Source organism: Novosphingobium sp. ES2-1, from assembly GCF_015169775.1.
GTDB classification, from domain to species: Bacteria; Pseudomonadota; Alphaproteobacteria; order Sphingomonadales; family Sphingomonadaceae; genus Novosphingobium; species Novosphingobium subterraneum.
Window position 1 is genome coordinate 2225831 of sequence record NZ_CP063445.1, and the last position, 21388, is coordinate 2247218.

Below are 21388 nucleotides of genomic sequence, written 5' to 3' on the forward strand. Positions count from 1 at the left end.
CGTAAGGTGCCACCGGGCGGATGCTTGAAGATTTCAGGGTAGACACCGCAACGGAAGCGGCCTGCCTCAGTTATGGATTTTTGCGCAAGTCTTTCGAGGCGAGCGCCAGAAGGGTCGGTTCCACGGTCAGTGGAGCGGAAGAAGTCCGAAGCCCCCAACCTCCCCGGGGGGACCAGGAGTTGATGATGGGTTCTGAACTGCACGATTTCGACGTGGATCCGGCACAGGAAGGTCCGCAGCCCGGCCCTTCGTGGGCCAACAAGCGCTGGCCGATCACCGATGCCGCGGCGGGCGACGACCTGACCCAGGCGATGGACCCGATGGCGCTGAAACTCGTCATCGAGAAGTCGGCCAAGAAGGGCGGCGTAGCGCTGGACGAAGCGGCGCTGCAGCAGGCGGCGATGGATTCGATCCGCGCGATGACGCTGATCCGCACCTATCGCGTGCGCGGTCATCTGGCGGCAGACCTCGATCCCCTCGGCCTTGCTCGTCAGAAGCTCCCGGCCGACATCTCGCCCGAGTATCACGGCTTCACGGCCGCCGATGCCAAGCGCAAGATCTATCTCGGTGGCGTGCTGGGCCTCGAGTGGGCGACGCTTGAGGAACTCGTCGCGATCCTGCGTGCGAATTACTGCGGACATGTCGGCTTCGAATACATGCACATCGCCGACGTGGAAGAACGCAAGTTCATCCAGGACCGCATCGAGGGCGGCGACAAGTCGATCGACTTCACGCCTGCAGGCAAGAAGGCGATCCTCGCTGCCGTCGTGCGTGGCGAGCAGTACGAGAAGTTCCTGGGCAAGAAGTACGTCGGCACGAAGCGTTTCGGCCTGGACGGCGGGGAATCGATGATCCCGGCGCTGGAAGCGGTGATCAAGTACGGCGGCCAGCTGGGCGTCAAGGAAATCGTCTACGGGATGGCCCACCGCGGCCGGCTCAACGTGCTCGCCAACGTGATGGCCAAGCCCTATCGCGTGATCTTCCACGAGTTCTCAGGGGGTTCGGCCAACCCGGAGGACGTCGGCGGTTCGGGCGACGTGAAGTACCACCTTGGCACCTCGACCGACCGCGAGTTTGACGGGACCAAGGTTCACATGAGCCTTGTGCCGAACCCCTCGCACCTTGAAACGGTCGATCCGATCGTGCTCGGCAAGGTGCGTGCGCAGCAGGTGTTCCGCGACGACATCGGCGACGATGTGGGGCCCAATGCCCGCCACAAGCAGGTGCTGCCCGTCCTGATCCATGGTGACGCAGCCTTTGCAGGTCAGGGCATCGTGTGGGAGTGCTTCGGCCTTTCGGGCGTGCGCGGCTACAATACGGGCGGCTGCATCCACTTCATCATCAACAACCAGATCGGCTTCACCACGAGCCCACAGTTCTCGCGCGGGTCCCCGTACCCGTCGGACGTGGCCAAGGGCGTGCAGGCTCCGATCCTGCACGTGAACGGCGACGATCCGGAAGCGGTGACCTTCGCCTGCAAGCTGGCAATCGACTACCGCCAGAAGTTCGGCCGCGACATCGTCGTCGACATGTGGTGCTATCGCCGCTTCGGCCACAACGAGGGTGACGAGCCTTCATTCACGCAGCCGCTGATGTACGCGAAGATCCGCCAGCATCCGGGCGTGAGCGACATCTATGCCAAGCGCCTGGTCGCCGAAGGCGTGATCGACGCCAACTACAAGGGCGAGATCGAAAGCCACTTCGTGGCGACGCTCGAGACCGAGTTCGAGGCGGCCAAGGGCTACAAGGCCAACGAAGCCGACTGGTTCGGCGGACGCTGGTCGGGCCTGAACAAGCCGGCCGATCCTGTGACCGCGCGCCGCAACGTGGCAACCGGCATCGACCAGAAGCTGTTTGACAGCCTCGGCCGCACGCTGACGACCGTTCCTGAGGACCTCACGGTCCACAAGACGCTCTCACGCGTGATTGATGCAAAGCGCGAGATGTTCAGCTCGGGCCAGGGCTTCGACTGGGCGACTGGTGAGGCACTGGCATTCGGCAGCCTCGTCTCCGAGGGCTATGGCGTGCGCCTTTCGGGGCAGGACTGCGGCCGCGGGACCTTCAGCCAGCGCCACGCGGTGTGGGTGGACCAGAAGGACGAGCGCAAGTACGTTCCGCTGAAGACGCTGCCGCACGGCTCGTTCGAAGTGCTGGATTCGACGCTTTCGGAATATGGCGTGCTCGGCTTCGAGTATGGCTATGCCAGCGCCGACCCCAAGAGCCTCGTGCTGTGGGAAGCGCAGTTCGGCGACTTTGCCAACGGTGCGCAGATCGTGATCGACCAGTACATCGCCGCATCCGAAGCCAAGTGGCTGCGCGCCAACGGCCTCGTGATGCTGCTGCCGCACGGGTACGAAGGCCAGGGTCCGGAGCACTCGTCGGCGCGCATGGAGCGTTATCTGCAGCTTTGCGCCGAAGACAACATCCAGGTGTGCAACATCACCACGCCGGCCAACTACTTCCACGTGCTGCGCCGGCAGATGCACCGTCCGTTCCGCAAGCCGCTGATCATCATGACGCCCAAGAGCCTGCTGCGCCATCCGCTGGCAAAGTCGGTCGCTTCGGACTTCATCGGCGACGGGCACTTCATGCGCATCCTGTCGGACATCAACCCGGCAGCCGACAAGGACACCCGCAAGGTCATCCTGTGTTCGGGCAAGGTCGCCTATGACCTGATCGAAGCGCGCGACTCCGCCGGAATCACCGACACGCAGATCATCCGCCTCGAACAGCTCTATCCCTTCCCCGGCGAGCCGCTGGCCTTGCGCCTTTCGCGCATGACCAACCTCGAGGAAGTGGTGTGGTGCCAGGAAGAGCCGCGCAACAACGGTTCGTGGTTCTTCGTCGAGCCCATGATCGAGGACGCGCTCAAGGCTGCCAAGAGCAAGGTTGCCCGTGCCCGTTATGCAGGCCGTGCCGCAGCGGCATCGCCCGCCACGGGTCTCGCCAGCCGTCACACCAGCGAGCAGGGCGCGCTGGTGGCCGATGCGCTGGGCCTTTCGGTTCGTGGCGAGATCCGCCGCCAAAAGAAGCACTGATTTTCCTTCTCCCCGAGGAACGTGAATTATGTCGATTGAAGTGAAGGTTCCGACGCTGGGTGAAAGCGTCAGCGAAGCAACCGTTGGCCAGTGGCTGAAGAAGCCGGGTGAAGCCGTGGCGCTGGACGAGCCGATCGTCAGCCTCGAGACCGACAAGGTCGCGGTCGAGGTTCCGGCTCCGGCGGCAGGCGTGCTTGGCGCGCTGGTGGCCAACGAGGGCGATACGGTGAACGTCGGCGCGCTGCTGGCGCTGATCGAGGACAGCGTGGCGGCTGCGGGCGCACAGGCCCCTGCCCCGCGCACCGAAGCGCCGGTTCCGCCCGCTTCGGCCTCGGAAGCGCCTGCTGCCCCGATCGCTGCTGCTGCGCCATCGGGCGATGCTGCTGCACTTTCGCCGGCAGTGCGCCGCGCGGTGCTGGAATACGGCATCGACCCCTCGACCGTGAAGGGCACCGGCAAGGACGGGCGCCTGACCAAGGAAGACGTGATGGCAGCGGCTGCGGCCAAGCAGGCCTCGCCCGCACCGGCCGTTTCGGCTCCTGCGGCAGCACCAGCGGCTGCAGTTTCCGGTGGTCGCAACGAAGAACGCGTCAAGATGACCCGCCTTCGCCAGACCATTGCCAAGCGCCTGAAGAGCGCGCAGGAAACCGCCGCCCTGCTGACCACGTTCAACGACGTGGACATGAGCGCGGTGATGGAAGCGCGCGCCAAGTACAAGGACGTGTTCGAGAAGAAGCACGGCGTGAAGCTCGGCCTCATGTCGTTCTTCGCCAAGGCCTCGGTGCTGGCGCTGAAGGACATCCCTTCGGTCAACGCACAGATCCAGGGCGATGAGATCGTCTACTTCGACTATGTCGACATCTCGGTCGCGGTTTCGGCTCCGAACGGGCTGGTCGTGCCGGTGGTGCGCGATGTCGACAAGCTGAGCTTTGCCGACATCGAGAAGTCGATCGCGGGCTACGGCAAGGCGGCGCGCGACGGCACGCTGACCATGGCGGACATGGCGGGCGGCACCTTCACCATCTCGAACGGCGGCGTGTTCGGCGGTCTGATGTCGACCCCGATCATCAACCCGCCGCAGTCCGCCGTGCTCGGCCTGCACCGCATCGAGGACCGCCCGGTGGTCCGCAATGGCGAGATCGTGGTGCGCCCGATGATGTACATCGCCCTGTCTTACGACCACCGTATCATCGACGGTCGCGAGGCGGTGACCGCGCTCAAGACGATCAAGGAAGCGATCGAGGATCCGACGCGGCTGCTGATCGATCTGTGATTGATGTTTCGCGACTGACTTGATTCTGACGCCGATCATGCTGAGCTTGTCGAAGCATGACCGCGCAACGGAGGCCGAAAATGGCTGAATACGATTACGACGTCCTTGTCATCGGTGGTGGCCCCGGCGGTTACGTCGCGGCGATCCGCGCGGCGCAGCTGGGGCTGAAGACCGCTTGCGCCGAAGGGCGCGAGACGCTGGGCGGGACCTGCCTCAACGTCGGGTGCATTCCGTCGAAGGCGCTGCTGCACGGGTCGGAGAAATTCGACGAGGCGAAGAACGGCACGTTCGCCAGCTATGGGATCAAGACCGGCGCTGTCGAGCTGGATCTGGATGCGATGCAGGCGCAGAAGGCGGATTCGGTCAAGGGCCTCACCGGCGGCATCGAGTTTCTGTTCAAGAAGAACAAGGTGACCTGGCTCAAGGGCTACGCCACGTTCGAGGACGCGCACAGCGTGACCGTGGCGGGCCAGAAGGTGACCGCGAAGAACATCGTGATCGCCACCGGTTCGAGCGTGACGCCACTGCCGGGCGTGACAGTGGACAACGATGCGGGCGTGATTGTCGACAGCACCGGTGCACTGGCGCTGAACCGCGTACCGAACCACATGGTGGTCATCGGTGGCGGCGTGATCGGGCTCGAGCTTGGTTCGGTGTGGCGCCGCCTTGGCGCGAAGGTCACGGTCGTCGAATTCCTCGACCAGTTGCTGCCCGGCATGGACGGCGACGTGCGCAAGGAAGCGGCCAAGATCTTCAAGAAGCAGGGCATGGACATCAAGCTCGGCACGAAGGTGACCGGCGTTGCAGTGGAAGGCGGAAAGGCCACGCTGACAGTCGAGCCTGCAAAGGGTGGCGAGGCGGCGACCATCGAGGCCGACTGCGTGCTGGTGGCAATCGGGCGCCGTCCCAATGTCGATGGCCTCGGCCTCGACAAGATTGGGCTGGAGCTGAACGCGCGCGGCCAGATCGAGACCGACCACGACTTTGCCACCAAGGTTCCGGGCGTATGGGCCGTGGGCGACGTGATCCCCGGTCCGATGCTGGCGCACAAGGCCGAGGACGAAGGCATTGCCGTGGCCGAGAACATTGCCGGGCTCACGGGCATCGTGAACCACGACGTGATCCCGGGCGTGGTCTACACCATGCCGGAGTTCGCGGGCGTGGGGCTCACGGAAGAGGCGGCGAAGGAAAAGGGCGAGATAAAGGTCGGCAAGTTCCCGATGCTCGCCAACAGCCGTGCCAAGACCAACCACGAGCCGGACGGCTTCGTGAAGGTCATCTCGGACGCCAAGACGGACCGCGTGCTGGGCGTATGGTGCATCGCCTCGGTTGCCGGCACGATGATCGCGCAGGCCGCGCAGGCGATGGAGTTTGGTGCGACCAGCGAGGACATCGCCTATACCTGCCACGCGCACCCGACCCATTCGGAAGCGCTGAAGGAAGCGGCGATGGCCGTGACGGGCAAGCCGATCCACATGTGATCGCGCCGGGTCATGTTGATGAACGGGGCCGTCCTTCGGGGCGGCCCTTTTCGTTTGCCGGGAACGACTGCGGCGTTGCAGCGTGACATCCTTGGCCTGCGCTGCTAGCGGCCAAGCAAGAATTGAGAAAGCAGACGAATATCATGGCAGGATACAAGGAACCCGGTCTCGGCGACCGCCGTAACGCTTCGGCCGAGGCACGCGCCAAGGCTATCGAGGCGCTGAAGGCCAAGGCGAAGGCTCCGGTAGACCCGGCGGTGCTGGCCGAGAAGCTTGCCCGCGCCGAGGCCAAGGAGAAGGCCGAGGCCGAAAAGCGCGAGGCGGCCCGCCTGAAGCGCGAGGAAGAGAAGGCGGAAAAGGCGCGGATCGCGGCCGAGAAGGCCAACGTGCCGCCTCCACCGAGCAAGGAAGAGCTGGAAGCCGCGCAGAAGGCGGCCCGCGATGCCCGCTATGCCGCCCGCAAGGCGCGGAAGAAGTAGGCGTTGGACGCCACCCTCCCGGTTCAAGGAACCTCGCCTGTAGCCCCTCCCCCGATGTGGGAGCTCGAAGACGGTGACGAATTGATCGACACGTGTTGCGTGCCGGATGGCGCGCGGCTGCGGCTGGTGCGGAACGGCGAGGACTTCGTCATCCTGCTAGACCGTAACGAGCTGATGAGCACTGACGTTTGCGCTTCGGAAGTGCAACTGGCGGAAATGACCTGCGCACGGCTGGCAGGACGTTCAAACCTGCAGATGCTGATCGGTGGCTATGGCCTGGGCTTCACGCTGCGGGCGGCGCTGGAAGTGCTGGACGAGACGGCACACGTCACCGTGGCCGAGATCGTGCCCGAGATCGTGAAGTGGGCGCGCGGGCCGATGGCGGTGCTGACCGCCGGGTGCCTTGACGATAGCCGCGTGCAACTGGTCCATGACGACGTTGCCATGCTGATCGATGCAGCGCGCAACGCCTATGACACGATCCTGCTCGATGTCGACAATGGCCCCGAAGGGCTGACCCGGGCGCTCAACGGCTGGCTCTATTCGCCCGACGGGCTGCAGGCAGCTGCGCGGGCCTTGCGGCCGGGCGGAATTCTGGCGGTGTGGTCGGCATTTCAGGACCCGGCTTTCGTCGAGTTGCTGGAGCACGCGGGATTTACCGTCGACGTGGCCAGCGTCGATGCGGGAGAAGAACCGCGCGAAGGGCGCAAGCCGCTGCACCACGTGATCTTCTTCGCGACGAAAGCCTGAACCTTTTGTTTGTGCCCTGCGGCTGCTGACGGTAACCGCAGGGTTTGAATCGAAGGAGTGCCACGATGGCCATCAAGCTGACCCTGACCGAAGACGAGACCGAAATCCTGATCGATGCGCTCGAAGCCGATCTTGAGGGCTATGTCGAAGCGGCGAAGGAAGCGCGCGGCAACAACAACCGCGAGGACGTCAAGACCTTCACCGAAGCAGCCGAACGCATCCAGGCGCTGAAGGGCAAACTGGAAGCGCTGCTGGGCAACTGAGCCCGTGCCCACCGCTCTGCCCACAGCAGACCTTTCTGCCCTCATTGGGCTGCTGGATCTCGTTGGCATCGCCGTGTTCGCGCTGACGGGAGCGCTGCTGGCGGCGCAGTTGCGACAGACGTTCGTGACGATGGCGTTCTTCGCGCTGGTGACAGGCGTGGGCGGCGGATCTGTGCGCGATCTGCTGATCGGCGCGCCTGTCTTCTGGGTGCGCGATCCGTGGGTGGCGCCGGTGTGCCTTGGCGTGGCGCTGGTGGCGTGGTTCACGCCGCACCGCTGGTGGGTGCAACCAGTCGGAAATTGGCCGGTTCTGGAATGGGCCGACGCGGCAGGGCTCGGCGCCTATGCGGTGCTGGGGACGGCGAAGGCGCTGGCCTTTGGCGTGACTCCGGTGCCAGCGGTGCTGATGGGGGTGATTACCGGCTGCGTCGGGGGGATCATCCGCGACGTGCTGGCAGGCAGACCCTCCATCCTGATGCGACCCGAGCTTTATGTGACGGCCGCGGCCCTGTCTGCAGGCATTTGCGCAGGGGGGGCAGTACTCGGGCTGGAAAGAGGGATGGTCTGGCCGCTGGCTGCGCTGGCCGGGTTCGCACTGAGGGGGGCGGCGATCTGGTGGAAGCTGGGTTTGCCGGTCTATTCCTCGGGCGAGCGCGAGGGCTGAGCAGGCACAGCCCCAACCCCTCCCGCATGCGGGAGGGGAGAAAACAGATTGTCAGCCGATCATTTCGACGACGACCTTGCCCATGGCCTGGCGGTTTTCGAGGAGGGCGATGGCTTCGCGCCCCTGATCGAGCGTGTAGCGCTGGGAGACGCGGGGGTTGATCTTGCCCGCCTTGAGCAGCGCGAAGAGTTCCTCGACCTCCGCCTTGAAGGCGGCGGGTTCGCGGGCCGTCCACGCCCCCCAGAAAACGCCACAGACGTCGCAGGACTTCAGCAGCGTCAGGTTCAGCGGGAGCCTGGCGATGCCGGCGGGGAAACCAACGACGAGGAAACGGCCTTCCCAGGCAATCGCGCGCAGGGCCGGTTCGGAATAGTCGCCGCCGACGATATCGTAGACGATATCCGCGCCGTCGGGGCCGCAGGCTGCCTTGAATTGCTCGGCCAGTGCCTTGGATTGGGCCTTGTCGAAGGGCGGACGGCCATAGATCACGACGTCGTCTGCGCCTGCATCGCGCGCGACCTGTGCCTTCTCTTCGCTGGAAACGGCGGCGATCACGCGGGCGCCGAAGGCCTTGGCGAGTTCGACTGCCGAAAGTCCGACACCGCCCGCAGCGCCGAGCACGAGAACCGTATCGCCAGCCTTGATGTGTCCGCGATCCTTGAGGCCGTGGATGGTGGTGCCGTAAGTCATCAGCAGAGATGCCCCGGTGGCGTAGTCGACGCCATCAGGCAGCGGGAACAGGCGCGCGACCGGAGCAACGACCTTTTCGGCAAGGCCACCGTTACCGATCATCGCGATCACGCGATCGCCGACGTTCCAGCCGGTGACGCCCTCGCCCAGCGCCTCGATCTCACCAGCCAGTTCGCTGCCGGGCGCATAGGGACGCTCGGGCCTGAACTGGTAGAGATCGCGGATCATCAGCGTGTCGGGGAAATTGATCGAGCAGGCGTGGACCCGCACCAGCACTTCGCCCTTGCCCGGCACGGGATCGGGCAATTCGTCCATGACCAGCGTTTCAGGGCCGCCCGCGGCGTGGGTGCGCAGAGCCTTCATTCAACTTCTCCCAATAGTTGCGGATTCGATCCGCTCCGCATCAGGGAAGCAAGTTTTGCGCGGCTTGGGAAGCCCTGTTAAGCGTACGATTAAGCTGCCGCTACGGCATCCGTGCCGCGTGCCAGGAAGGGCAGGCTGTCGCGCATCTTCGCCTCGTGCGTGGAGATAGCGTCCCCACGCGCCATCGTCAGGCCGACTTCGTCCAGGCCATTGAGCAGGCAGTGCTTGCGGAACGGGTCGATCTCGAAGGTGAAGCGGTCCTGGAAAGGGGTCGTCACGGTCTGGGTTTCAAGATCGATCGAGACGGGATCGGTCTGCGCGACTTCCATCAGACGGTCGATCGCTTCCTGCGGCAGGACGACGGTGAGAATGCCGTTCTTGAAGGCGTTGCCCGAGAAGATGTCGGAGAACGAAGGTGCGATCACGGCCTTGATGCCCATGTCACCCAAGGCCCAGGCGGCGTGTTCACGGCTGGAGCCGCAGCCGAAGTTGTCGCCGGCAATCAGGATCGGCGAGCCGGAAAATTCCGCGCTGTCGAAGATGTTGTCAGGATCTGCGCGCAAGGCCTCGAACGCACCCTTGCCGAGGCCCTGACGGGTGATCGTCTTGAGCCACTTGGCAGGGATGATCACGTCGGTATCGACGTTCTTGCGGCCGAACGGGATGGCCCGTCCTTCGATCTGGTTCACCGGTTCCATGACCGTCGCTATAGCTTGCGCGTTAGGTGATGCAATGCCCGTTTTGGGGGAGCTTTGGCGCAAGATTATTGCGTGGCGGACATTCCGAAATCAGTCGGTCTCGGGTGCGTCGGCGGGCGGGGCCTTGGGTTCGGTCTTTTCGGCCCGTTCCTTGCGGCGCGACGCATAGAGCAAGGCGGCGGCGAGTGCTGCCGAGCCGATTGCCGCGCCCGCCATGGCTGCCTTGCCGGTCCAGTCCGTCTTCTTGGTCACGCTTGAGAACTCCTTGAAACGTGACGCCAAGATTGGCCGGGCGTTCTGCGATTGCAAGGCTCAGGCGAGGAATTTCCGCAGCTTCGTCCACTCGCCAAGCTTTGCCTCGAAGGTGAGCGAGGCATGGGCCGGGCTGCTGGAAGGCAGGCGCAGGAGCGCGAATGCCCCGGCCCCGACCAGTTGCGGCGTGCCGACGCTGGCGGACTTGGCACCGTTGAAGGCGATACATCGCAGATGCGAGAGCGAGGCGGCTAGAGCGGCCAGCGCATTGGGCGCGACATCGCGAATGGCGGTATCGAGGCTGCCCGAACGCGTGGCCGACCCGATCGAATCCCACAGGCCGATGCGATGTGCGAGCAGGGTTTCGAGGCGGCTTTCATAGTCCTGCGCGACAAGATCGACGTCGATCACCGCTCCGACCAACCGCCAGAACTGGTTGCGCGGGTTGGCATAGTAGCGCGCGGCGGCGAGGCTGGCTTCACCCGGGAGACTTCCAAGGATAAGCACCCGCGTGTGTGGATCGGCAACGGGCGCGAAGGACGACTTGCGGTCGGTCACGCGGGCGCTGGAGTGAGGTCGTTCCTGGCCACCTCATCCTTCGCAGGCGTGCCGCACGTCATGCAGAAGCGGAAGAAGGCCATCTTGCGGGTGTTGCAGCTGTGGCAGTGGTCGAACAGGGTCATGCCACAGTGAACGCAGAAGTTGGCTTCGGCATCGCCGGTGGTCGAAATCGGGCGATCACAGCCGGGGCAGACCTTCGCGGCCATTTTCTTGAAGGCCTCGTCATGGCTGACGCGGGCGCGGCGCTCCTTCTCGGCTTGCGCCTCCACTTCCTGACGGTGGGCAAGATAGGCCCGCATGTTCTTGATCAGGAAGTGACCCGCCGCGAAGGTCAGGACGATGCCCACGGCGTAACGGATGTAGCCGCCGTAGCTGGGCAGGTAGGGCACGAGTTCCACGAAGAACACGAAGACTGCAGCGAGGACGAAGCCGCGCATCAGTGGCCAGTGATCGCTCTTGCGCTTCTTCACCACCATCCACGCGGCGACCGCCAGCATCGGCAGGGTGATGAGCAGCCGCAGGCCGAAGACCCGCAGTTCCTGCCAGAACATCGCGCGCTCCTGCGCCGGAATGGCGTCGGAGATCAGCTGGTTTTCGCGCAGCCGCAGCGTGCTTTCGCGCTGGTCAAGCGGGGCGCGCTCATTCTCGAGATTGGCGATTGCCTGCTGGATGCTGCGTTCGTTGGCCTTGAGCTGCTCAAGTTCGCGGGTGCGGGCGAGGACTTCAGGGTCCTGCGCCGGATTGGTCGTGGCGGTACGGGCGGCGATCCAGGCCTTGAACGTCTCGTTCGCGGTGCCCGAGGCACGCTGCGCCTGTTCGAGCTGGAGGCGCTGTATCTCGAGCTTGTCGTCGATGGCGGTCTTGCTGTCGCCAATCCTGCGAATCTCGTCGCGCACCGCGCGAATGGCCGGAGTGTCATCAGCGGGCGCGGTGTAGACCTGGCCTTCGACCATCGGCAGATCGCCGATGACGAGGTTGCCAAAGCCGATGATGAAGCCGGCGAAGACGATGGAAACGGCCCAAAGCACGCCGCGATAGACGCGTTCCGGCACGCGCACGCCCTTGATCATGTCCATGGATCACCCCTCCTTGGTTTGGAGTGAGGCTAAGCTTCGAGCGGGGCGATGTAAATTGGGCGCAGGATTGCGTTACAACACGATGTCATGCTGAACTTGTTTCAGCATCCATCTTTCGGCAACCACGGTCCGTTCGTGGGGAGAGATGGACCCTGAAACAAGTTCAGGGTGACGGGCTCATGATTGGGGCGATGGCGTGGTTACTTCTGGACCAGCGGGCTCACCGGGTCGCGCCCTGCTTCCCATTGCTGCCACTTGTCGCCGAGGCCGGTGTGATCGAGCGCGCCTTCGCGCATGGCGGCGGCGGCCTGGGCGGCGGGGAGCGGCGGGAGCGGGCCGTTATCGCCGAGCATGAGTTCGTCACCCAGCAAGCGGAAGTCCTGCGGGCCGGGACGGAAGGCCTGCACGACGGTCATCACGCTGCCGCCGTACTGGACGACGTCTATCACCAGGGCATCGACTTCGCCCGTGGGCGTGTCGACCTTGACCTGCCGGGCAATGGCGCAATCGGGCCACTGGGCTGCACCGCCACCGATGAAGGCCCGGGCGGCAGCGTCCTGATCCCTGGGGCTGGCGCCGTCGAAGGTCTGGAGCTGGCGGCTGCCATCGGCGCGTATGCACAGCGATTGCGGCTGGTAATGGCCGCCGGGCGGCAGGTCCGACGCCGTCCAGAACGCGTGGGCCATGAGGAACCCGGCGAGCTGGAGCGCGGCTGTCGGAAGGCCTGCCACGGGCTGCGTCAGCCGATCAGCTTGCGCACGTCGGTCAACCGGCCGGTGACGGCAGCGGCAGCGGCCATCGCGGGGCTGACAAGGTGCGTGCGGGCGCCAGGGCCCTGGCGGCCGACGAAGTTGCGGTTCGAGGTCGAGGCGCAGCGTTCGCCTGCTGGCACCTTGTCCGGGTTCATGCCGAGACAGGCCGAACAGCCCGGTTCACGCCATTCGAAGCCCGCTTCGGTGAAGATGCGATCAAGCCCTTCGTCCTCGGCCTGCTTCTTGACGAGGCCGGAACCGGGGACGACGATCGCCCACTTGACGTTGTCGGCCTTCTTGCGACCTTTCAGGATCGCGGCGGCGGCACGCATGTCCTCGATGCGGCTGTTGGTGCATGAGCCGATGAAGATGTTCTGCACCTCGACGTCTTCCATCCGCTGGCCCGGGGTCAGCCCCATGTAGGCGAGGCTGGCCTTGGCGGCTTCCTGCTTGGATGGATCGGCGAAGCTTTCAGGCGCCGGGACGAAGCCGCTGATCGGCAGGACGTCTTCCGGGCTGGTGCCCCAGGTGACGGACGGCGCAATGTCCTTGGCGTCGATCACCACGACCTTGTCGTAACTGGCGCCAGGGTCGGTCGCGAGGCTCTTCCACCAGGCGACGGCCTTGTCCCAATCCTCGCCCTTCGGCGCATAAGGCCGGCCCTTGAGGTAGGCGAAGGTCTTTTCATCGGGCGCGCACAGGCCGGCACGGGCGCCGTGCTCGATCGCCATGTTGGAGATGGTCAGGCGGCCTTCGATGGAAAGGTCGCGGATGACCTGGCCCGTGTATTCGATGACCGAACCGGTGCCGCCAGCCGCACCCAGCACGCCGGTGATGTGCAGGACAACATCCTTGGCAGTAACGCCGGGCATCAGCGTGCCTTCGACGCGGACTTCCATCGACTTCGACTGCTTGAGCAACAGGGTTTGCGTGGCGAGCACATGCTCGACCTCGCTGGTGCCGATGCCGAAGGCCAGCGCGCCGAGGCCGCCGTGGCAGGCGGTATGGCTGTCACCGCAGACAATGGTGGCGCCGGGGAGCGAGAAGCCCTGCTCCGGCCCGACGACGTGGACGATGCCCTGTTCCGCATCAGCATCGCCGATGTAGCGGATGCCGAAAGCGGGTGCGTTGCGCTCGAGCGCTTCGAGCTGCTGCGCGCTTTCCGGATCGGCAATGGGCACGCGCTGGCCATCGGCGGTGCGGCGCGCGGTGGTGGGCAGGTTATGGTCAGGAACGGCGAGCGTAAGATCGGGGCGGCGCACCTTGCGGCCTGCCGCGCGCAGGGCCTCGAACGCCTGCGGGCTCGTCACTTCGTGGACGAGGTGGCGGTCGATGTAGATGAGCGCGGTGCCATCGTCGCGCTGTTCGACAACGTGGGCGTCCCAGATCTTCTGGTAGAGCGTGCGGGGTGCTGCGGTGTTCGACATGGTGCAAGCGGTTAGGCCCGCCCTTCCCGCAATTCAAGCAGGAAAGGGCGGGCCAAGAGGCGCGTCGGCGTAATTTTGTTACGCCTTCTGGGCATTATCCGCCACTCGATCAGCCCCGGCGACCATCACGGTCCCATTTTTCGGCACGCAGGCGCTGGTTGATCGTCGCCACGCGGCGATCGAGTTCGCGGTATTCGCGGATCGAGAGGCCACGATTGGCGGAATTGTTATAGGCAACCTTGAGATTGCGGGCATCGCGGCGCAAGCCTTCTGCTTCGCGCGGGGAAATCGTCCGGTTGACCTGAGCGCGGTAGATGCGGTTGTCGAGCTGGTATATCTCTCGACGGATTTCGGCATTGCGCGCAGGGGTCAGGTAGGCCGCTTCGGCGCGGTTGTTGCCGGGATAGCGGTCACCGCCATGAGCCAGAGCCCGAGTGGCAACGCCTGCGACGAGGCTGGAAAGGACTACGGCGAGAACGGTCTTGCGCATGGGAAAAGCTCCTCATTGGTCTGTGAGGACAAACTGCCCGCCAGCGCCTGAACACCAGAAAAACGAGCCGTCGCGACTTTCGGGCAAAGTGTAAGAATGTGTCGCGGGCGCGCCGAAGCGAGTGTATGGGAGCGCCATGCAGACGCTTGTTGCCATTCTGATCATCGTTGCCACCGTGCTGGTCATGGAATTCGTGGCGTGGTCCAGCCACAAGTACGTGATGCACGGGTTCGGCTGGGGCTGGCATCGCGATCACCATGAACCGCACAATGGGTTTTTCGAGAAGAACGATCTTTATGCGGTGGTCGGTGCCGCCATCTCGATCAGCTTCTTCATGATCGGCAGCCCGCTGGTGATGGGCACCGAGGCCTGGTGGCCGGCGACGTTCATCGGCCTTGGCGTGATGGCCTATGGCGCAATCTACACGCTGGTGCATGATGGGCTGGTTCACCAGCGCTGGTTCCGATGGGTTCCGAAGAAAGGCTATGCCAAGCGGCTGGTGCAGGCCCACAAGCTGCACCACGCAACCATAGGCAAGGAAGGCGGAGTAAGCTTCGGCTTCATCTTCGCGCGCGATCCCCAAGTGCTGAAAAAGGAACTGCGGGCGCAGCGCGAGCAGGGGATTGCGGTGCTGAGGGAAGCGGTGGATTGAGGCGCTAGCTAGCCCAAATAAATCGTACCAGCGCCATTGAGAACGCAAACAGGTAAGCATAGCCAAAGCGGTCAAGCCGGACGAGCAATTGGCCACGCTTGTTTCGAGCCCTGCCGAGCATCGCCATGATGGCAGCGATCACTAGCGGTGTGACCACTAGATTGATTGTGCGGAAAGCGGGATTCCGGATTGCCGACGCCGGAAACAGAAACAGGCTGATTGCGCCAGCAATCAAACCCCAGAGTGTGTAGCCGACCATCGAGTAAACAGGCGTGCGGGGTTCGCGCACGGGATCGGCCAATGACCGGATGCCGAACTCTGCAAGTAGCTCGGCAAGCACCTGCACGATAATCTCGCCAAAAAACTGCAAAAAGATTTCGAAGAAAAACTCCATGGTCCAGTCGAATACTTCAATCACGATATCTCGCAAAGCCTTGTGGTTATAAATTAGGCCAGCCTGATCTCGTTCAGCACACCCTTGGCCAGGTTGCGGAAGCGCAGGGCGTCGGAGACGGAGATGGCCTGATCGTGCGCGGCGGCGTTGCGAAGCGCGCGCATGTCCTCGATCATGCCAACGGTGCGCGCGGGAAGGACGCCGCGCTTCTGCAGGGTTCGGCCCGCCTCTGACACATCGGGGGTGGCAAGGGCATGCTCGATGGCGAGCGATTGCAGCGCGTCCTCTACCCCCGCCCAGGAATCGAGCACGGCCGCTCCGGGCGAGAGATCGAGCAGCTTGAGGAAGCGGGCGTGATCGCCGGTCAGGGCGATCTCGGGGCCTTCAGGCCCGGGCGGCGCGGGGCTGGCTTCGGATTCGAGGCGGTCCAGCCGCTGTGCGAAACGGGCAGACTTGTCGCCCCAGCTCAGTTCGTCGAGACGGGCTAGCAGCGCCAGCAGGGGGCGGCGGAAAATCAGGGCGATCACCAGCGCCGAGACTGGCCATGCCAAGGCAGCGAGCACCGAGGCGGTCCAGTCAAGCCAACCGATGTCAGATCCAGCTGGGCCGACAGTCAGGGAAATCATCGTTCACATCCAATCCGTTCGAGTCCACCACAACTCTATCGGATTTGGAACAAAAGTGGAACAGATGGCAGTGACTATTCGGCGCGCGTCCAGATCCAGGTGCCGGTCACACCCATGACCACAGCCGGGATCAGGACCCAGGGCCACCCTGCGGTCACCCCGGTCAGCACCACCCCTGCACCCATCGCGATCAGCGCGCCCGTCTTGGCCTTGCGCGAGATCGCGCGGCGGTCCCGCCATTGGCGCAAGGGCGGGCCATAGCGCGGGTGATTTAGCAGGCGCTGCTCCCACTCGGGATTCGAGCGGGCAAAGCAGAAGGTGGCAAGGAGCAGGAAGGGGACTGTTGGCAGGATCGGAAGGAATGCCCCGACCGCGCCCAAGGCCACGCTGATCACGCCGCCAGCGAGATAGAGGTGGCGGCGCAAGTTCCCTGCCCTGCCGTCAGGCCGTGGCGGCGATGCGCGCGGCGTGCTCGCGAACCAGCGCGATCATGTTGGGTACGCCTTGGGTGCGGTTGGACGAGAGCTGCCTTTTCAGATCGAAGGGCGCGAGTTCCTCGGCAATATCCGTCGCGGCGACGTCTGCCGCGGGCTTGTCCTGCACAGCAGCGAGAACAAGCGCGACGATGCCCTTGGTGATTGCGGCGTTGCTATCGGCAAGAAAGTGGAGCTTCCCGCCCTCACCCTGCGTGGGGTAGACCCAGACGCTGGCCGAGCAGCCGCGCACCAGCGTGGCGTCGGTCTTGAGGGCATCGGGCATGTCCTCAAGCTCGCGCCCAAGCTCGATCAGGAGCCGATAGCGCTCGTCGCCATCCAGGAATTCGTACTCTTCGAGAATGTCTTCAAGGCTGCGCATGGGCACGCATTAGCGGGCGCGGCGGGGGGCGTCCATGGCCTGATTGGGCAGGCGGGCGATCCAGCCACGAACCCTCGTCATCCCGGCGAAGGCCGGGATCCATGACGCTCCGATCGGTCCCACTTGAGAAGTCATGGGGCCCGGCCTTCGCCGGGGTGACGAGGGTGTGCGATGTCAGCCCGAAAGGCCGCCCGGACGCGTAAGCGCATACCAGATCACGTAGATCCACGAGAGCACGCCGTGAATCAGTGCCCAGACGATGGACTTGTGCAGACTCCACGAAATGGTGATGGCAATCGCCGAGCCGAGGCCGATGCCGGCCTTGGCTGCACCTTCCGTGTGACGGCTCACAGGTCGACGCCCGAGGCAATGGCTTCAAGCTTGCGCAGGCGCTCGCGCATGTCGGCAAGTTCGATGAGGCTGCCGGCGTCTCCCGTATCGGCGCGTTCAAGTTCCATACGCTTGAGGGCGAGCCAGCCGTCCCAGCCGCGAAGGGCGGCCAGGGCGACCATGGCAAGCCCTGTGAGGCCGGAGAGGGAAAGGACGAGATCCGGGGTCATGTCAGCAACTCCCTTATAATTACCTTTCGCAAATCAACGGTCGCGCAGGGATTCGATCTCGCGCGACAGGCGGCGGGTTTCACCCTCGTCGGTAGCGATGCGTTCGAGGACTTCGAGCCGCTTGCGCAAGTCCGAGACTTCGCGTTCGAGGCTGGCGGTGTAAGCGGGATCGAACGGCGGTTGCTGCATGCTGCCGGCACGATAGCGATCCCGGTTGGTGCGGATGATGACGAAGGCGATGATCGCGATGATCGCGACGATGGTTGATCCGGGGCCCACTTGTTGCGTCCTCAGTTGACCTTGACTTCGCGCAGGTTCTCGATCTGCAGCGCGAGGTCGGAATTGTTTTCGGTGGCGATGCGTTCGAGCACGCGGACGCGCTGTTCAAGGCGTTCGGCCTGGGCAGCGTACTGTGCGGCTTTCTCGGCCGTCTGCTTCGAGAGCAGTTCCAGTTCGCGTTCCCGGAAAGCGAGGCGACGCTTGTAGATGTCGGCCCCGACGCCGAGCACGATCGGCACGACGATGACCATGAACACCAGCACCATGATGACGTCTTCGTTCATTGCGCTTTCTCCTGAGCGGGGCGCAGTGCCTCGATCTGGCGGGAGACGTCGAAGCCGCTGTCGGTGACGATGGCTTCGACGTTGGCAAGGCGCTGGTGCGTCTTGTCCAGTTGGTCGCGCAGGAAGGCGTTCTCCTCGCGCAGCTTGGCGTAGGCTTCCTGATCGGCGCGATCGGTCTTGCCGCCCCATTCGTCCTCAAGGGCATAGCCGTGGCGTGCGCGGATCCAGTTGTTGATCACCCAGCCGCCAGTGGAGATGGCGATGATCGCCAGGACGAATTCGGGACCACCCCAGTTCATTGCGCCCTCCGGTCTTCCAGTGCGGCGCTGTCGCGGCGGAGCGCCTCGATCTGCGCGGCGGTGTCGAAGCCCTTGTCGGTGACGATGCGTTCCAGAACGCGGACGCGTTCTTCGAGTTCGCGGGTGTGCTGGGCGTATTGGGCCGCCTTTTCGGCGCTCAGTTCGGCCGTCGCATTGATCTGCATCTCCGCAATCTTGGTGCGGTGCTTGGTCCAGATCGCGACGATCGGGATCATCAGAGCCGCGATTGGGATCAGCGGCCCCAGTGTGTCAGGTCCCATGGTTCAGTCCCCCTCAGGACGGTTGTGTTCTCAGCGCAGCTTCTCGATTTCGGCCGAGAGGCGCGGGTTCGAATTGACGTAGAAGCTCTCGACGTCGGCCAGGCGGCGGTCGATGTCGCGGAATTCGGCGCGGACCTCGCGGGCGGTGCGGGCGGGCGACTGGCGGACACGTTGCCAGAACTGCTGCTCCTGACGATCGCCGTAGAGGTTTGCCGGCTTCTTGTTGGCAAGGAAGCCCAAGGCAAAGTAGACCAGGAACGGCCAGCCCATCGAACATGCCAGGATCAGAAACCCGAGGCGGACCCAGAGCACGTCGACCCCGGTGTAATCGGCAACTCCGGCGCAGACGCCCATGAACTTGCCATTGACCTTGTCGCGATAAAAGCGGGTGCGGGGGCTGTTCACTTCGAGGTCCTTCCCTGTTCGGCGAAAAGGCGATCCAGTTCGCGCAGTTTCTGATTGTCGGTTTCGCGGTCGTGCACGATGCGTGCAGGCCTGAATTCGGGATTGTCGGCAGCGACGAGGCGCTCGACAGTATCCATGCGTTCATCGAGGCGGCGGGCGAGTTGGTAGAGCTCTTCCAGCAGCGCCTCATCGCCATTGGTCAGCGTGGCGGCAGTTTTCCATTTGGTGATGTAGTGGAAAATGATCCACGGCAGACCAAGGAAAATGGCAGCAATTGCAACGACGTCTTCCATGGCTCAGCCTTCCTTTCCAAGCTGGCGCTTCATCGCTTCAAGCTCCTCGTCGATCTTGTCCTGCCCAGCGAGCGCGGCGATCTCGTCCGCGAGGCTGGGCTTGGAGTTGTCGGCAAGGCTCAGTGCATCGGCGCGGCCTTCGGCGTAATCGACGCGGCGTTCCAGCTGGTCGAACCGTGCCATGGCTTCATCGACGCGCTCGCTGGCGAGCAAGGACCGCAGGCGGACGCGATTCTCGGCACTTTCAAGGCGCGCTGCGATCGCGGTCTGGCGGCTGCGGGCTTCGCGCAGGCGGGTCTGCAGCTTTTCGATGTCCTGCTCGTAGGCGCGCATCGCATCGTCGAGCACGGTGATCTCGGTCTTGAGCTGGTCAGCCATGTCTGCGGCCTTCTTCTTCTCGACCAGAGCGGCACGGGCGAGGTCCTCGCGGTCCTTCGACAGCGCGAGCTGGGCCTTTTCAGACCAATCGGCCTGAAGGCGTTCCAGCTTGGACACGTGACGGCCCATCTCCTTCTGATCGGCGATGGTCCGGGCAGCCGAGGCGCGGACTTCGACCAGCGTCTCCTCCATCTCCATGATGATCATCCGGATCATCTTGGCAGGATCGTCAGCCTTATCAAGCAAGTCGTTGAAATTGGCTGCAATGATGTCGCGCGTCCGCGAAAAGATACCCATCAGGTTTGCTCCGGGAGTGAAGAGGGGGCGGGATTGGCCATTGCCGCCACCATTGCTGAAATTGCGCAGGCGATCCAGTTCCGCATCGAGGCGGGTGGTGCGACCACCTTCGTCGCGTGCGGAGCGGATCGGGGTGAGTTCGTCGGTCATCATGCCAGCTCACCAGTGATGGCGGCGGTGGAAGCCACGACGGTCGGAACCGCGTTCACCTGCTGCGTCAGGGCAAAACAGCACATCACGACCATCGCACCAATGCTGGCGAGGCTGGCGCGGCCGAGCGAGGTGGAGAAAAAGCGGGCGGTGTACATTTTCGTGACCTTTCGGCAGGTTACTTGTCAGTTCGGGCCGGCTCGGTGCCGGATGTTCATGTTAGAGCAAGGGGTGTGCCAAACTGCGATTTGCCCGGAATTCCGCCACTCTTGGTGCGTCACCTATCTTTAATGTTGGGAATTCTTGCCGAGACTTGGGAAAATGCGCTAAACCTGTGGCATGGACAGGGAAGTTCAGTTCATCGGCCAATCGGGCGCGTTCCTCGACGCGGTCGAACGCGCCAGCCGCGCGGCGCCAATGCGCCGCCCGGTGCTGGTCATCGGCGAGCGCGGGACCGGCAAGGAACTGATCGCCGAGCGCCTCCACCGCCTGTCGACGCGCTGGCAGGAACCGCTGGTGACGATGAACTGCGCGGCGCTTCCCGAAACCCTGATCGAGGCCGAACTGTTCGGACACGAGGCAGGCGCCTTTACCGGCGCGACGCGGGCGCGGACCGGGCGGTTCGAAGAAGCCGACAGGGGCACGCTGTTCCTTGACGAACTCGGCACGCTGTCGATGGGGGCGCAGGAGCGGCTGCTGCGCGCGGTCGAATATGGCGAAGTGACGCGGATCGGGTCGAGCAAGCCGGTCCGCGTGGACGTGCGCATTGTCGCGGCAACGAACGAGGACCTGCCGAAGCTGGCGGACCAGGGCCGCTTCCGCGCCGACCTGCTTGACCGGCTGAGCTTCGAGGTGATCACCCTCCCCCCATTGCGTGTGCGCGAAGGGGATATTGCAGTTCTCGCCGACTACTTCGGGCGACGCATGGCGGCGGAACTGCACTGGGATTCCTGGCCCGGCTTTGCAGGTCCAGTCCAGAAGGCCATGGAGGAGTACCTCTGGCCCGGCAACGTGCGCGAATTGCGCAACGTGGTGGAGCGCGCCGTCTATCGCTGGGACGACTGGAGCCAGCCCATCGGGCATGTGCAGTTCGATCCGTTCGAGAGCCCGTGGAAGCCGGTGGCATCGATGCGGTCGGAAGTGGCGGAGAGCGAGGGGGCAGTGCCGGTGCGGAGCGCCATGCCGTCAGCAGATTTCGATAGCGTGGCGGACTTGCGTGCGGCGGTAGATGCGCACGAGCGCGCGATCGTGGAGCACCATCTCGGCCGCAACCGCTACAATCAGCGCCAGACAGCCAAGGCGCTGGGCCTGACCTACGACCAGTTGCGCCATTGCATGAAGAAACATGGCCTGAGCGACAAGACTTGAGCGAGAGGGC

At 64.2% G+C, this 21388-nt stretch carries 32 protein-coding genes; 9 read left to right on the forward strand and 23 right to left on the reverse strand.

What is annotated here, in order from left to right:
- Positions 1-185: 185 nt before the first annotated feature.
- The 7 genes from IM701_RS10775 to IM701_RS10805 all read left to right on the forward strand — a co-directional run bounded on the left by IM701_RS10775 (position 186) and on the right by IM701_RS10805 (position 7948).
- The gene (locus tag IM701_RS10775; protein ID WP_193826947.1) at positions 186-3038 is read left to right on the forward strand and encodes a 2-oxoglutarate dehydrogenase E1 component; all 2853 of its coding nucleotides are present in this window, start codon (positions 186-188) and stop codon (positions 3036-3038) included.
- 28 nt (positions 3039-3066) lie between these two features.
- Complete coding sequence (gene odhB, locus IM701_RS10780; RefSeq protein WP_193826948.1) at positions 3067-4311, forward strand: 2-oxoglutarate dehydrogenase complex dihydrolipoyllysine-residue succinyltransferase; 1245 nt, start codon at positions 3067-3069, stop codon at positions 4309-4311.
- A gap of 80 nt (positions 4312-4391) precedes the next feature.
- Positions 4392-5792 (forward strand): dihydrolipoyl dehydrogenase, encoded by a 1401-nt coding sequence (gene lpdA / locus IM701_RS10785; RefSeq protein WP_193826949.1) that lies wholly within the window; start codon positions 4392-4394, stop codon positions 5790-5792.
- Between the two features lie 143 nt (positions 5793-5935).
- Positions 5936-6271, forward strand: a complete 336-nt coding sequence (locus IM701_RS10790; protein ID WP_039337378.1) for a DUF6481 family protein — start codon at positions 5936-5938, stop codon at positions 6269-6271.
- Between the two features lie 54 nt (positions 6272-6325).
- Positions 6326-7021 carry a spermidine synthase gene (locus IM701_RS10795; RefSeq protein WP_193828426.1) on the forward strand — a complete coding sequence of 232 codons (696 nt, stop codon included), beginning with the start codon at positions 6326-6328 and terminating at the stop codon, positions 7019-7021.
- A gap of 65 nt (positions 7022-7086) precedes the next feature.
- On the forward strand, positions 7087-7284 hold the full coding sequence (locus IM701_RS10800) for a hypothetical protein (protein WP_039337375.1): 198 nt from the start codon (positions 7087-7089) through the stop codon (positions 7282-7284).
- A gap of 4 nt (positions 7285-7288) precedes the next feature.
- Complete coding sequence (locus tag IM701_RS10805) at positions 7289-7948, forward strand: trimeric intracellular cation channel family protein (protein ID WP_230487673.1); 660 nt, start codon at positions 7289-7291, stop codon at positions 7946-7948.
- Positions 7949-7999: 51 nt separating this feature from the next.
- On the opposite strand, the gene IM701_RS10810 is transcribed toward IM701_RS10805, so the two are convergent.
- From IM701_RS10810 to IM701_RS10845, 8 genes are all read right to left on the reverse strand, one after another.
- Complete coding sequence (locus IM701_RS10810; RefSeq protein WP_193826950.1) at positions 8000-9001, reverse strand: NADPH:quinone oxidoreductase family protein; 1002 nt, start codon at positions 8999-9001, stop codon at positions 8000-8002.
- 89 nt (positions 9002-9090) lie between these two features.
- Positions 9091-9699: a 3-isopropylmalate dehydratase small subunit gene (leuD, locus tag IM701_RS10815; protein ID WP_193826951.1), complete on the reverse strand. Its 609-nt coding sequence runs from the start codon at positions 9697-9699 to the stop codon at positions 9091-9093.
- 90 nt (positions 9700-9789) lie between these two features.
- Positions 9790-9951, reverse strand: a complete 162-nt coding sequence (locus tag IM701_RS10820) for an LPXTG cell wall anchor domain-containing protein (RefSeq protein ID WP_156135865.1) — start codon at positions 9949-9951, stop codon at positions 9790-9792.
- Positions 9952-10011: 60 nt separating this feature from the next.
- Positions 10012-10509 (reverse strand): DNA-deoxyinosine glycosylase, encoded by a 498-nt coding sequence (locus IM701_RS10825; protein WP_193826952.1) that lies wholly within the window; start codon positions 10507-10509, stop codon positions 10012-10014.
- Positions 10506-11588 (reverse strand): zinc ribbon domain-containing protein, encoded by a 1083-nt coding sequence (locus IM701_RS10830; RefSeq protein WP_230487674.1) that lies wholly within the window; start codon positions 11586-11588, stop codon positions 10506-10508. Before IM701_RS10830 ends, IM701_RS10825 begins: the two co-directional genes overlap by 4 nt.
- 200 nt (positions 11589-11788) lie before the next feature.
- Positions 11789-12319 carry a hypothetical protein gene (locus IM701_RS10835; protein WP_193826953.1) on the reverse strand — a complete coding sequence of 177 codons (531 nt, stop codon included), beginning with the start codon at positions 12317-12319 and terminating at the stop codon, positions 11789-11791.
- An 8-nt stretch (positions 12320-12327) separates the two neighbouring features.
- Positions 12328-13767 (reverse strand): 3-isopropylmalate dehydratase large subunit, encoded by a 1440-nt coding sequence (gene leuC, locus IM701_RS10840; RefSeq protein ID WP_193826954.1) that lies wholly within the window; start codon positions 13765-13767, stop codon positions 12328-12330.
- Between the two features lie 109 nt (positions 13768-13876).
- Positions 13877-14257: a hypothetical protein gene (locus IM701_RS10845; protein ID WP_193826955.1), complete on the reverse strand. Its 381-nt coding sequence runs from the start codon at positions 14255-14257 to the stop codon at positions 13877-13879.
- 136 nt (positions 14258-14393) lie between these two features.
- On the opposite strand from IM701_RS10845, the gene IM701_RS10850 reads away from it, so the two are divergent.
- Entirely contained in the window at positions 14394-14909 is a 516-nt protein-coding gene (locus IM701_RS10850) for a sterol desaturase family protein (protein WP_039337359.1), read from the forward strand.
- Between the two features lie 4 nt (positions 14910-14913).
- Here the strand turns inward: IM701_RS10850 and IM701_RS10855 are convergent, their stop codons facing one another.
- From IM701_RS10855 to IM701_RS10920, 15 genes are all read right to left on the reverse strand, one after another.
- Positions 14914-15327 (reverse strand): hypothetical protein, encoded by a 414-nt coding sequence (locus tag IM701_RS10855; RefSeq protein WP_230487675.1) that lies wholly within the window; start codon positions 15325-15327, stop codon positions 14914-14916.
- A 29-nt stretch (positions 15328-15356) separates the two neighbouring features.
- Positions 15357-15929, reverse strand: coding sequence for a hypothetical protein (locus IM701_RS10860; protein ID WP_193826956.1), 573 nt, complete (start codon positions 15927-15929; stop codon positions 15357-15359).
- Between the two features lie 74 nt (positions 15930-16003).
- On the reverse strand, positions 16004-16354 hold the full coding sequence (locus tag IM701_RS10865; protein ID WP_193826957.1) for a YbaN family protein: 351 nt from the start codon (positions 16352-16354) through the stop codon (positions 16004-16006).
- A 16-nt stretch (positions 16355-16370) separates the two neighbouring features.
- Positions 16371-16784, reverse strand: coding sequence for a SufE family protein (locus IM701_RS10870; RefSeq protein WP_039337353.1), 414 nt, complete (start codon positions 16782-16784; stop codon positions 16371-16373).
- A 9-nt stretch (positions 16785-16793) separates the two neighbouring features.
- Positions 16794-16919, reverse strand: coding sequence for a hypothetical protein (locus IM701_RS22125; protein WP_255527728.1), 126 nt, complete (start codon positions 16917-16919; stop codon positions 16794-16796).
- A gap of 39 nt (positions 16920-16958) precedes the next feature.
- Complete coding sequence (locus tag IM701_RS10875; protein WP_169745748.1) at positions 16959-17135, reverse strand: hypothetical protein; 177 nt, start codon at positions 17133-17135, stop codon at positions 16959-16961.
- Positions 17132-17344, reverse strand: a complete 213-nt coding sequence (locus tag IM701_RS10880; protein ID WP_039337351.1) for a hypothetical protein — start codon at positions 17342-17344, stop codon at positions 17132-17134. The genes IM701_RS10875 and IM701_RS10880 overlap by 4 nt, the downstream gene beginning before the upstream one ends.
- Positions 17345-17377: 33 nt before the next feature.
- On the reverse strand, positions 17378-17623 hold the full coding sequence (locus tag IM701_RS10885) for a hypothetical protein (protein ID WP_039337349.1): 246 nt from the start codon (positions 17621-17623) through the stop codon (positions 17378-17380).
- A gap of 11 nt (positions 17624-17634) precedes the next feature.
- Complete coding sequence (locus IM701_RS10890) at positions 17635-17907, reverse strand: hypothetical protein (protein WP_039337347.1); 273 nt, start codon at positions 17905-17907, stop codon at positions 17635-17637.
- Entirely contained in the window at positions 17904-18206 is a 303-nt protein-coding gene (locus IM701_RS10895) for a hypothetical protein (protein ID WP_039337344.1), read from the reverse strand. Before IM701_RS10895 ends, IM701_RS10890 begins: the two co-directional genes overlap by 4 nt.
- Positions 18203-18487 carry a hypothetical protein gene (locus IM701_RS10900; protein ID WP_039337342.1) on the reverse strand — a complete coding sequence of 95 codons (285 nt, stop codon included), beginning with the start codon at positions 18485-18487 and terminating at the stop codon, positions 18203-18205. Before IM701_RS10900 ends, IM701_RS10895 begins: the two co-directional genes overlap by 4 nt.
- A gap of 30 nt (positions 18488-18517) precedes the next feature.
- Positions 18518-18892: an envelope stress response membrane protein PspC gene (gene pspC, locus IM701_RS10905; protein WP_039337341.1), complete on the reverse strand. Its 375-nt coding sequence runs from the start codon at positions 18890-18892 to the stop codon at positions 18518-18520.
- Positions 18889-19185 carry an envelope stress response membrane protein PspB gene (gene pspB / locus IM701_RS10910; protein WP_039337340.1) on the reverse strand — a complete coding sequence of 99 codons (297 nt, stop codon included), beginning with the start codon at positions 19183-19185 and terminating at the stop codon, positions 18889-18891. The genes pspC and pspB overlap by 4 nt, the downstream gene beginning before the upstream one ends.
- A gap of 3 nt (positions 19186-19188) precedes the next feature.
- On the reverse strand, positions 19189-20010 hold the full coding sequence (pspA, locus tag IM701_RS10915) for a phage shock protein PspA (protein WP_370584311.1): 822 nt from the start codon (positions 20008-20010) through the stop codon (positions 19189-19191).
- On the reverse strand, positions 20010-20168 hold the full coding sequence (locus tag IM701_RS10920) for a hypothetical protein (RefSeq protein WP_169745747.1): 159 nt from the start codon (positions 20166-20168) through the stop codon (positions 20010-20012). The genes pspA and IM701_RS10920 overlap by 1 nt, the downstream gene beginning before the upstream one ends.
- 181 nt (positions 20169-20349) lie before the next feature.
- Between IM701_RS10920 and pspF the strand changes: the two genes are divergently transcribed.
- Complete coding sequence (gene pspF, locus IM701_RS10925) at positions 20350-21378, forward strand: phage shock protein operon transcriptional activator (RefSeq protein ID WP_039337338.1); 1029 nt, start codon at positions 20350-20352, stop codon at positions 21376-21378.
- Positions 21379-21388 lie beyond the last annotated feature (10 nt).

Coding starts and splice junctions, on each gene's coding strand:
- leuD (WP_193826951.1), bottom strand. CDS start 9,699: ATGGAACCGGTGAACCAGATCGAAGGACGGGCCATCCCGTTCGGCCGC.
- IM701_RS10880 (WP_039337351.1), bottom strand. CDS start 17,344: ATGACCCCGGATCTCGTCCTTTCCCTCTCCGGCCTCACAGGGCTTGCC.
- IM701_RS10830 (WP_230487674.1), bottom strand. CDS start 11,588: ATGGACATGATCAAGGGCGTGCGCGTGCCGGAACGCGTCTATCGCGGC.
- IM701_RS10845 (WP_193826955.1), bottom strand. CDS start 14,257: ATGCGCAAGACCGTTCTCGCCGTAGTCCTTTCCAGCCTCGTCGCAGGC.
- IM701_RS10790 (WP_039337378.1), top strand. CDS start 5,936: ATGGCAGGATACAAGGAACCCGGTCTCGGCGACCGCCGTAACGCTTCG.
- IM701_RS10870 (WP_039337353.1), bottom strand. CDS start 16,784: ATGCGCAGCCTTGAAGACATTCTCGAAGAGTACGAATTCCTGGATGGC.
- pspB (WP_039337340.1), bottom strand. CDS start 19,185: ATGGAAGACGTCGTTGCAATTGCTGCCATTTTCCTTGGTCTGCCGTGG.
- IM701_RS10800 (WP_039337375.1), top strand. CDS start 7,087: ATGGCCATCAAGCTGACCCTGACCGAAGACGAGACCGAAATCCTGATC.
- pspF (WP_039337338.1), top strand. CDS start 20,350: ATGGACAGGGAAGTTCAGTTCATCGGCCAATCGGGCGCGTTCCTCGAC.
- IM701_RS10795 (WP_193828426.1), top strand. CDS start 6,326: ATGTGGGAGCTCGAAGACGGTGACGAATTGATCGACACGTGTTGCGTG.
- IM701_RS10900 (WP_039337342.1), bottom strand. CDS start 18,487: ATGGGACCTGACACACTGGGGCCGCTGATCCCAATCGCGGCTCTGATG.
- IM701_RS10850 (WP_039337359.1), top strand. CDS start 14,394: ATGCAGACGCTTGTTGCCATTCTGATCATCGTTGCCACCGTGCTGGTC.
- odhB (WP_193826948.1), top strand. CDS start 3,067: ATGTCGATTGAAGTGAAGGTTCCGACGCTGGGTGAAAGCGTCAGCGAA.
- IM701_RS10775 (WP_193826947.1), top strand. CDS start 186: ATGGGTTCTGAACTGCACGATTTCGACGTGGATCCGGCACAGGAAGGT.
- IM701_RS22125 (WP_255527728.1), bottom strand. CDS start 16,919: ATGACTTCTCAAGTGGGACCGATCGGAGCGTCATGGATCCCGGCCTTC.
- IM701_RS10810 (WP_193826950.1), bottom strand. CDS start 9,001: ATGAAGGCTCTGCGCACCCACGCCGCGGGCGGCCCTGAAACGCTGGTC.
- IM701_RS10895 (WP_039337344.1), bottom strand. CDS start 18,206: ATGAACTGGGGTGGTCCCGAATTCGTCCTGGCGATCATCGCCATCTCC.
- leuC (WP_193826954.1), bottom strand. CDS start 13,767: ATGTCGAACACCGCAGCACCCCGCACGCTCTACCAGAAGATCTGGGAC.
- IM701_RS10890 (WP_039337347.1), bottom strand. CDS start 17,907: ATGAACGAAGACGTCATCATGGTGCTGGTGTTCATGGTCATCGTCGTG.
- lpdA (WP_193826949.1), top strand. CDS start 4,392: ATGGCTGAATACGATTACGACGTCCTTGTCATCGGTGGTGGCCCCGGC.
- IM701_RS10920 (WP_169745747.1), bottom strand. CDS start 20,168: ATGTACACCGCCCGCTTTTTCTCCACCTCGCTCGGCCGCGCCAGCCTC.
- pspA (WP_370584311.1), bottom strand. CDS start 20,010: ATGACCGACGAACTCACCCCGATCCGCTCCGCACGCGACGAAGGTGGT.
- IM701_RS10860 (WP_193826956.1), bottom strand. CDS start 15,929: ATGATTTCCCTGACTGTCGGCCCAGCTGGATCTGACATCGGTTGGCTT.